Here is a 7,453-nt window from a genome sequence, read left to right as displayed (position 1 = left end):
GTCGTGCTCGACCACAATCAGGGTGTTCCCCAAATCGCGCAACCGGGTCAAGGTCTCGATCAGGCGCCGGTTGTCCCGCTGATGCAAGCCGATCGAGGGCTCGTCCAGCACGTAGAGGACGCCGACCAGGCCGGAACCGATCTGGGTGGCCAGCCGGATGCGCTGGGCCTCACCGCCGGACAATGTGCCGGCGGCGCGCTCCAGATTCAGGTACTCCAGACCCACGTCCAGCAGGAAGCGCAGGCGCGCCTGGATCTCGATGAGCACCTGGTGGGCGATCTGGGCTTCGCGGGCGGTGAGCTCCAGACCGTCCAGGAAGGAACTGGCCTCGCGCAGCGGCAAGGCTGAGACATCGGCAATCGACTTGCCGTTGATCAGCACCGACAGGGACGCCGGGTTCAGCCGTGCCCCGTTGCATTCCGGGCACGGCACCTCCCGCATGTACTCCTTGTAACGGTCCCGCGCCCATTCGGACTCGGTCTCTTCATGTTTGCGGTGAATGTACTGGAACGCACCCTCGAAGCCGGTGCTGTATTTGCGCTCGCGTCCAAAACGGTTGCGGTACTGCACCACCACTTTGAAGTCTTTGCCGTGCAGCACGGCCTCGCGGACTTTCTTCGGCAGGTTCTTCCAGGGTTCGTCCATGGAGAATCCCAGCTCATGCGAGAGCCCTTCGAGCAGCCGCGTCCAGTACTCCTGGGTGGCTTTGCCCAGCGCCCAGGGGGCGATGGCGCCTTCCGACAGGCTGCGGTCGGGGTCCGGGACCACCAGGTCCACGTCGACTTCGAGTTTGCTGCCGATACCCGTGCACGCCGGGCAAGCACCGAACGGATTGTTGAACGAGAAGGAGCGGGGTTCAATCTCATCGATGGCCAACGGGTGCTCGTTCGGGCAGGCCAGATGCTCGGAGAATGCCCGTGTACGACCGGGCTCGTCCTCGCCGAGGTCCACAAAGTCAGCCAAGACCCTGCCCTCGGCGAGCGCCAAGGCGGTCTCCACCGAGTCGGTCAGGCGCTGATGGATGCCTTCCTTGGCCACAAGCCGGTCCACCACAACCTCGATGGTGTGCTTGTACTGCTTCCCCAGCTTCGGCGGATCGGTCAGCTGCACCAGCTTCCCGTCCACCTTGGCGCGGGAAAAACCCTTGGTGCTGAGTTCCTTGAACAGGTCGACGAACTCGCCCTTGCGCCCGCGCACCACCGGAGCCAGGATCTGGAAGCGTGTCCCTTCGGGAAGCTCCTGCAACTGGTCCACAATCTGCTGCGGGGTCTGCTTCTCGACCGGCTCACCGCACTGCGGGCAAAAGGGGCGGCCAACCCGGGCCCACAGCAAGCGCAGGTAGTCGTAAATCTCGGTGATCGTTCCCACCGTGGAGCGCGGATTGCGGCTGGTGGACTTCTGGTCGATCGACACCGCCGGGGAAAGTCCCTCGATGAAGTCCACATCAGGCTTGTCCACCTGCCCCAGGAACATCCGGGCGTACGAGGACAGCGACTCCACGTATCGGCGCTGCCCCTCGGCAAAAATGGTGTCGAAAGCCAGGGAAGACTTACCGGATCCGGACAGCCCGGTAAAGACAATCATTGCGTCGCGGGGCAGATCCACACTGACGTTCTGCAGATTATGCTCGCGGGCACCCTTGACGACCAGGCGCGAGATCTCCGCGGAGGGGGAAACGGGGGTGGCGGACTCGGAATCGGTCGCCGGGACGGACGTTTCACTTGCTTTTAGCACGGTATCTACTCTAATCGAAAATTCGTTCGAACTTGTATTACATCGATCACGGCCGGTGCGATCTGCGGACACCCTTTGTCCTCGATGGCCGCCGCTTGCCTGTCAGCCAAAAGGCACGACGGCGGCGCCCGCCGAAGCTGTGGCGACGGCTTGAGTGGGGCGAACAGCCTCCTTGGCACGGCACTACTTGATACCGTGGCGCTCCATCGCGGCCCTGGCCGCGGCAAGGGCTTCCTTGCTGCCGATCCCCTGGCCGTGCACGGCCAGGGCAAAGACTTCGGCGGCGTCTCCCAGCTGTTGCCGGGCTTTGCCTGCACCGGCGCTCACCACCGTGCCTGCACGGCCGTGCGTTTCTACCCTCCCGGCAGTTTCCAGCTCCCGGTAGGCACGTGCCACAGTATTGGGCACGACACCCAGATGATCGGCCAACCTCCTGACCGGCGGCAACTTGGTGCCCACCGGCAGTTCACCGGCGTCGGCAGCCTCGATAATCCGCAGCCTTAATTGCTCGAAGAGCGGCACGGCGCTATCGCGGTTCATCCGCCAGTCAAACTCGCTCGCTTCCATCGCCCGCGCCCACTCCTTGTCGTGTCCGCAGCAACCGGCCAGTCCACTGCTACAACCAGAATGACATCCGGAGCCGTCGGGGTCGACTGTCGGTAGGCTGGGATGCATGTTGCTTCATGAAGATCCTGCAGTCACCGTCCGTGGCATTTCCGTTTCCGAGATGGACAACAGGGTCTATCTCGTGACGTCCAAGACTTCCGGCGCCCAGGTCCTTATTGACGCTGCCGACGATTTTCCGGCAATTCAGCAGCTGCTGCGCGACGGGGCTGCTGACGCGGTCCGGCCTGCAAAAGTCGCCTTAATCGTGACCACGCACAGCCACTGGGACCACGTCCGCGCCTTGCCGGAGGCAGTGGCCACTACCGGAGCCAGAACGGCTGCCGGTACAGAGGATATTCCTGACATCGAGGTGCCGACCGACGTTGCCCTTGAGCATCAGGACATCGGCCGGTTCGATGGATTCGCGCTGGAGGCCATCAAACTGCGCGGCCACACGCCGGGTTCCGTCGCGCTGCTCTACCGCTCACCGGACGGTCCTGCGCAGCTGTTCACCGGCGACTCCCTGTTCCCCGGCGGAGTGGGCAACACGCAGAACGACCCGGAGCGCTTTGCGTCGCTCTACGCGGATGTGCTCGAACGCGTGTTCAATTACCTGCCGGACGACACCGTGGTCCATCCGGGCCACGGAAAGGGTACAACCCTCGGCGCTGAGCGGCCCCATCTCAGCGAATGGAAAGCGCGCGGCTGGTAGGGCGTCATCAACCCCGACAGACGTGGACGTTGGGGGGTATCCCGCCTGCCGGGGCCTTCTAATTCTAGCGCCGCGGGACGTTTTCGAGCCTCTGTCAGGAAAGGAAAGACGGAAGGCTGCGCTCCGCCGCAGAGTAGGTGGCAGCATCGGGCACCTGCCCTGCCATGAACCGGTCAACGAGACGTGGATCCACATACGACTTCCGGGCAACGGCCGGCGTATTGCCAAGCCTCTCCGACACACCCCGCATGGCCGCAACCACCGCCTTCCGCCGGCCTGAGAGGGTCGGCTTGCCCTTGTAAGCAGCCAGTTCGACGGCGGCCGTCACCGTCCCCTGCCAGGTCCGGAAGTCCTTGGCACTGAACTCCCGCCCGCAGAGTTCGTGGATGAACTCGTTCAGTTCGGAGGCAGACAGCCCCGACCAGCGCCCGCCGTCCCCGTATCCGATGGCCGGCTCGTCAGGCTCAAGTTCCTGCACGGCCGCCACCCGGGCGGCGAGGTCCGGGTCTTTGACCTCCACGTCCCATTGCAGGCCGCTTTTGCCGGGGAAATCCAGCCGGATCGTGTCCCCCTGCACATGGACGTGGCGCACCAACAAGGTGGTGACGCCGTAGGATCCGTTGTCCTCGGCATAAACTTCCGAGCCAATCCGCAGGGACGCACTGTCCAGCAAGCGAAACGCCATGGCGCAGGCCACCTCGCGGGTGCTTTCTCCTGACCGCAGCAGCCTCGTGACCTTTCGGCGCGCAGTCGTCAGGGTAGAGCCGAAGGCCAGGGAGCGGTCGAACTTCTCCCGGTCCCTGAGCTCACGCCACCGGGGATGGTAAATGTATTGCCGCCGCCCGGCGTCGTCCGTTCCTGCGGCCTGGATATGTCCATTGGCTGCCGGACAAATCCACACGTCGGACCATGCCGGCGGAACCGCCAACGCTTTGATCCTTCGGAGCTCGTCACCGGCGGGCTTGGTTCCATCCGGATTCCGGTAGGAAAATCCTGTCCCGGCACGCCGGCGGGAAATGCCCGGGGCATGGACATTGCTCCGCCGGAGCCTCAGGCGGGCACCTCCATCTTGAACCCACAGCGGCACCGCAGGATCTCAACATCCAGCCGCACGGTCGGGAGCGGGCCCGTCTCCGGGGAACCTTCATCGACGGGGTCAAGGATCGAATGATCGACGCGTTCCACCGGCTGCATGGGCTCCCCGCAGTGCATGTAGCCTTCGGGACCGAAATCGATCCCCACAGTTGCCGCCTCCGAGGCCGGAACCTTGGAGGTCTGGTGGCCGTAATAGCCGTCGCAGTGGCTGCACCAGTAGCTGACATCCCACAGCGGCACTGCTGAAGTCCCGGGCTGCGGCGGCAGCTGCGTGACATTGTCGAACACGAGGTACTCGTCGGTGCCGCACGCCGTACACCAGGGGTCGGGCAACCCGCTGCCGGAGTCCTCGTCCTTGTTCCGTCCGGCTTGGGCACTTGAACTGTCATTGGCAATCATGATCGTCTGCCCTTCCTCTCGGCTTCCCCTATTGATAAGCATACTGCCTATAACCCATCTTACTTCAGGGTGGGAAGAGCATCGTAGGCGGCCACTGGCCTCGTGGGAAGGGGGTTGCGCCCCGGTGCCGCGATCCGCAGCGGCCCTAGCTGGTGCCGTCGTACAGGGAGTCCGGGGGCTCACCTCCGGGATCGCCGTACAGGCCGCGAACCCGGCGCTTGCTCGCCTGCAAGGCGTCCCTGCTGTCGCGCCGGTCGAGTTCAACACGCAGCTCCTCGAGGCGAAACTCGGTTTCGGGATCGGCGGCGCCATACTGGATACTCTCCCGCTCAAGTTGCCTCATGGCGCGCCCGTACAAGGCCAGCAAGTCGGGATCACTGAGGACGGCCAGATCGGCTGGAAACTTTTCGGCGGGCGAGAGATGGCGGTGGCGCATCATCGACGCCCCGCTGCATTAGTGAACGCTGTGGGCCGATCGGCACTCGACCTGTCCATGCAGCCTCCAGTCCCCGTGGAGCCGGTTCGGCTCCAACTGGTGCGAGCTTACAAGCGCTGCTGCACTCCGGCAACGGATCACGGAAATGTGGCTCCTCGGCCGGTCATTCTTGGTCGGGTTCTTGACAGGTTGCAGACTGGGATGTTGCTAGCTCCCCGTGCGAACAGTGCACGGCCGGAGCCGGCTGCTATCCGTCGTAGCGCTCCTCCCGAATGGTTCCAAAGGGGACGTCTTCGGAAGCGATGGCTTGGACTTCGTCGGGCAGGAAGCGCACCAACACACCGCGCTCACCATCCGCAGCCGATTGCTTAAGCACCGGGAGGATGGCGTCGGCCTGCTTCGGCTCGCACCCGGACAAGTATCTGGCATAAGCCTCCGGCAGCTCCTCCGACATCGCATGGCCCGCCAGGTCAGTAGGAGATGAACTCGACGAGCTCACCCACACGGTCCTCCGGATAGTTCCTGGCGACGTCGGCTTGAGTCAGCATGCCCACCAGATCATGCCCATCGATCACCGGCAACCGGCGCACCTGATGGCTCTGCATGGTCTTGATCGCCTCTTCCACGGTGTCATCGGCCCCGATGGTTACGGGCTTGCCCTGGCCCAACTCACCTGCCCTGACCGAGCGCGGATCCTGCCCGCCAGCCAAGCACTTAACGACGATGTCACGGTCGGTGACCATGCCTTTAAGCCTGTTGTCCTCGCCACAGATAGGCAACGACCCGACGTCAAGGTCCCTCATCTTCTGGGCTGCCAGCTCAAGCGTCTCGTTCTCTCCGATGCATTCCACCCCACCGGTCATGATTTCCCTTGCGGTAGTCACCGATATCAGTCCTTTCAGATCGTTCGAGCCGCTTCCCGCACCCTCCACAAAGCATGGGCGGGCCGCCAAGCTATTTTGTAAGGTTACTTAGAATTACCACAGCAAGCGGCGGATTTGAAGAGTTCCGCGAGGCGCCAGGAATGCCGACGGGAAATCCGCGCCCGATGCCTTGACGCCGCGGACTGATGCTTGCTGCTGCGGCAGCCGCGACCCCTGCCGGGGCCCGGCACTGTCACCGACCGCCGGCAGCGTTAAATCGCGAGCCCCCGTGAACCAAAAGGTCCACGGGGGCTGCGGAACAGGGAGCGGGCTAGCGCACGGCCCCGCCTTCGGTGTCATCAGTGGCATTGTGGGCATCCTCGCTCAGGTGCGCCTTGGCATCGGCCACCTTATCCTTGATCCCACCTTCGGCCTGCTGGCCCTTGCCCTTCAACTGCTGTGACTTGTCATCTCTAGCTTCGCCAACAGTTTCGTTGACCTTGCCCGTTACCTTGTCCTTCGCAGCGTCGAACTTGTCGCCAATACCCATATCAGCACCTCTTTCAGTTCAGGTTTTCCTACAGGTCCAGCCAGACTACATCGCCCGCGCCCAAGTCGAAAGCTTGCTGACCTTCGCGTGCCGGGCACAGCGAAGCCGCTACCGACGGAACCATCCGGGGCACCCGAGCGCCCCCCCAACTGTCCGGCGGCCACCCCGATATTCGGGGTCAGGGCCCCGTGCAGCCTGCTGAAGCACGCGCGAAGGGCGCTTCCGGATTTCTTCCGCTGGTCCCGCTGGACCGGCCGCCTTCGGGCTTTGCTGCCCATGCCCGACCACGTAGGGTGGAATGACGATAAGCATACTGACCATATCGGCCGGCCGGACCAGGAGCCTTTTCTTCGGGAGCACAAGGGGTGCTTGCGGAAACTCCGGTTTCGGCGGCCAGAAGGAGTCCCGCATGGCATCGGACCAGTACACCTTCCAGAACCCGGTTGACCGGTACCCCAGCATCTCGCCGCCGAAGCAAAGCCAGCCGGAACCCGGCCTCGACCAGGAACTCGAGCCGGAAACGGACCGCGGCGAAAAGTCCTACCGCGGCACGGGCCGGCTGACCGGCCGCAAAGCCCTGATTACCGGAGCCGACTCGGGCATCGGTGCGGCCGTGGCCATCGGGTTCGCTCGGGAAGGAGCCGACGTCGCACTGTCGTACCTCCCGGCGGAGGAGTCCGATGCCCGGCACATCGCTTCGGTCATCGAAAAGGAAGGGCGGAAGGCGGTACTGCTTCCCGGCGATATTTCCGAGGCCCCTGCGTCGCGCGAGCTGGTGGCGCAGTCGGTTGAGCAGTTGGGCGGCCTGGACATCCTGGTCAATAACGCCGGGCGCCAAATTGCAGTCGAGAAGATCGAAGACCTTAGCGACGAACAGGTCGAAGAGACCTTCCGCACCAATATCCTGGCGATGTTCTGGATCACCAAGGCAGCGGTGCCGCACATGCCGCCCGGCTCAACGATCATCAACACCACGTCCGTCCAGGCCTACAACCCATCGCCGTTCCTGCTGGACTATGCCTCGACCAAGGCGGCCATCAACAACTTCACCAAGGGCC

At 63.8% G+C, this 7,453-nt stretch carries 10 protein-coding genes; 2 read left to right on the top strand and 8 right to left on the bottom strand.

The window, feature by feature from the left end; all coding sequences use genetic code 11:
* Window positions 1–1,659 (bottom strand): excinuclease ABC subunit UvrA (gene uvrA / locus AC5RWT_RS32430; RefSeq protein ID WP_494083807.1); only part of this gene is annotated, 1,659 nt, incomplete at its 3' end.
* 258 nt (window positions 1,660–1,917) lie between these two features.
* A complete protein-coding gene (locus AC5RWT_RS32425) occupies window positions 1,918–2,301 on the bottom strand; it encodes a GntR family transcriptional regulator (protein WP_494083806.1) in 384 nt (127 codons plus the stop codon).
* 106 nt (window positions 2,302–2,407) lie between these two features.
* On the opposite strand from AC5RWT_RS32425, the gene AC5RWT_RS32420 reads away from it, so the two are divergent.
* Window positions 2,408–3,052 (top strand): MBL fold metallo-hydrolase, encoded by a 645-nt coding sequence (locus AC5RWT_RS32420; protein WP_494083805.1) that lies wholly within the window; start codon window positions 2,408–2,410, stop codon window positions 3,050–3,052.
* 94 nt (window positions 3,053–3,146) lie between these two features.
* On the opposite strand, the gene AC5RWT_RS32415 is transcribed toward AC5RWT_RS32420, so the two are convergent.
* From AC5RWT_RS32415 to AC5RWT_RS32390, 6 genes are all read right to left on the bottom strand, one after another.
* The gene (locus AC5RWT_RS32415; protein WP_494083804.1) at window positions 3,147–4,139 is read right to left on the bottom strand and encodes a DNA topoisomerase IB; all 993 of its coding nucleotides are present in this window, start codon (window positions 4,137–4,139) and stop codon (window positions 3,147–3,149) included.
* Window positions 4,103–4,546, bottom strand: a complete 444-nt coding sequence (locus AC5RWT_RS32410) for a hypothetical protein (protein WP_494083803.1) — start codon at window positions 4,544–4,546, stop codon at window positions 4,103–4,105. Before AC5RWT_RS32410 ends, AC5RWT_RS32415 begins: the two co-directional genes overlap by 37 nt.
* Window positions 4,547–4,691: 145 nt before the next feature.
* Entirely contained in the window at window positions 4,692–4,982 is a 291-nt protein-coding gene (locus AC5RWT_RS32405) for a hypothetical protein (RefSeq protein ID WP_493967507.1), read from the bottom strand.
* A 247-nt stretch (window positions 4,983–5,229) separates the two neighbouring features.
* On the bottom strand, window positions 5,230–5,436 hold the full coding sequence (locus AC5RWT_RS32400) for a hypothetical protein (protein ID WP_494083802.1): 207 nt from the start codon (window positions 5,434–5,436) through the stop codon (window positions 5,230–5,232).
* A 16-nt stretch (window positions 5,437–5,452) separates the two neighbouring features.
* Window positions 5,453–5,866, bottom strand: coding sequence for a CBS domain-containing protein (locus tag AC5RWT_RS32395; protein ID WP_493967505.1), 414 nt, complete (start codon window positions 5,864–5,866; stop codon window positions 5,453–5,455).
* A gap of 310 nt (window positions 5,867–6,176) precedes the next feature.
* Window positions 6,177–6,395, bottom strand: a complete 219-nt coding sequence (locus AC5RWT_RS32390) for a CsbD family protein (RefSeq protein ID WP_493967504.1) — start codon at window positions 6,393–6,395, stop codon at window positions 6,177–6,179.
* Between the two features lie 409 nt (window positions 6,396–6,804).
* Between AC5RWT_RS32390 and AC5RWT_RS32385 the strand changes: the two genes are divergently transcribed.
* On the top strand, window positions 6,805–7,453 hold a 649-nt coding region (locus AC5RWT_RS32385; RefSeq protein ID WP_494083801.1), incomplete at its 3' end, for an SDR family NAD(P)-dependent oxidoreductase.

The organism is Arthrobacter sp. Dra40, assembly GCF_059091905.1.
The sequence above is the reverse complement of the archived record's forward strand: the minus strand, read 5'-3'. Positions and strand labels throughout refer to the sequence as shown.

Excerpts from the sequence above, each read along its gene's own strand:
- AC5RWT_RS32425 (WP_494083806.1), bottom strand. The coding sequence starts at position 2,301 with ATGGAAGCGAGCGAGTTTGACTGGCGGATGAACCGCGATAGCGCCGTG.
- AC5RWT_RS32420 (WP_494083805.1), top strand. The coding sequence starts at position 2,408 with ATGTTGCTTCATGAAGATCCTGCAGTCACCGTCCGTGGCATTTCCGTT.
- AC5RWT_RS32410 (WP_494083803.1), bottom strand. The coding sequence starts at position 4,546 with ATGATTGCCAATGACAGTTCAAGTGCCCAAGCCGGACGGAACAAGGAC.
- AC5RWT_RS32405 (WP_493967507.1), bottom strand. The coding sequence starts at position 4,982 with ATGCGCCACCGCCATCTCTCGCCCGCCGAAAAGTTTCCAGCCGATCTG.
- AC5RWT_RS32400 (WP_494083802.1), bottom strand. The coding sequence starts at position 5,436 with ATGTCGGAGGAGCTGCCGGAGGCTTATGCCAGATACTTGTCCGGGTGC.
- AC5RWT_RS32390 (WP_493967504.1), bottom strand. The coding sequence starts at position 6,395 with ATGGGTATTGGCGACAAGTTCGACGCTGCGAAGGACAAGGTAACGGGC.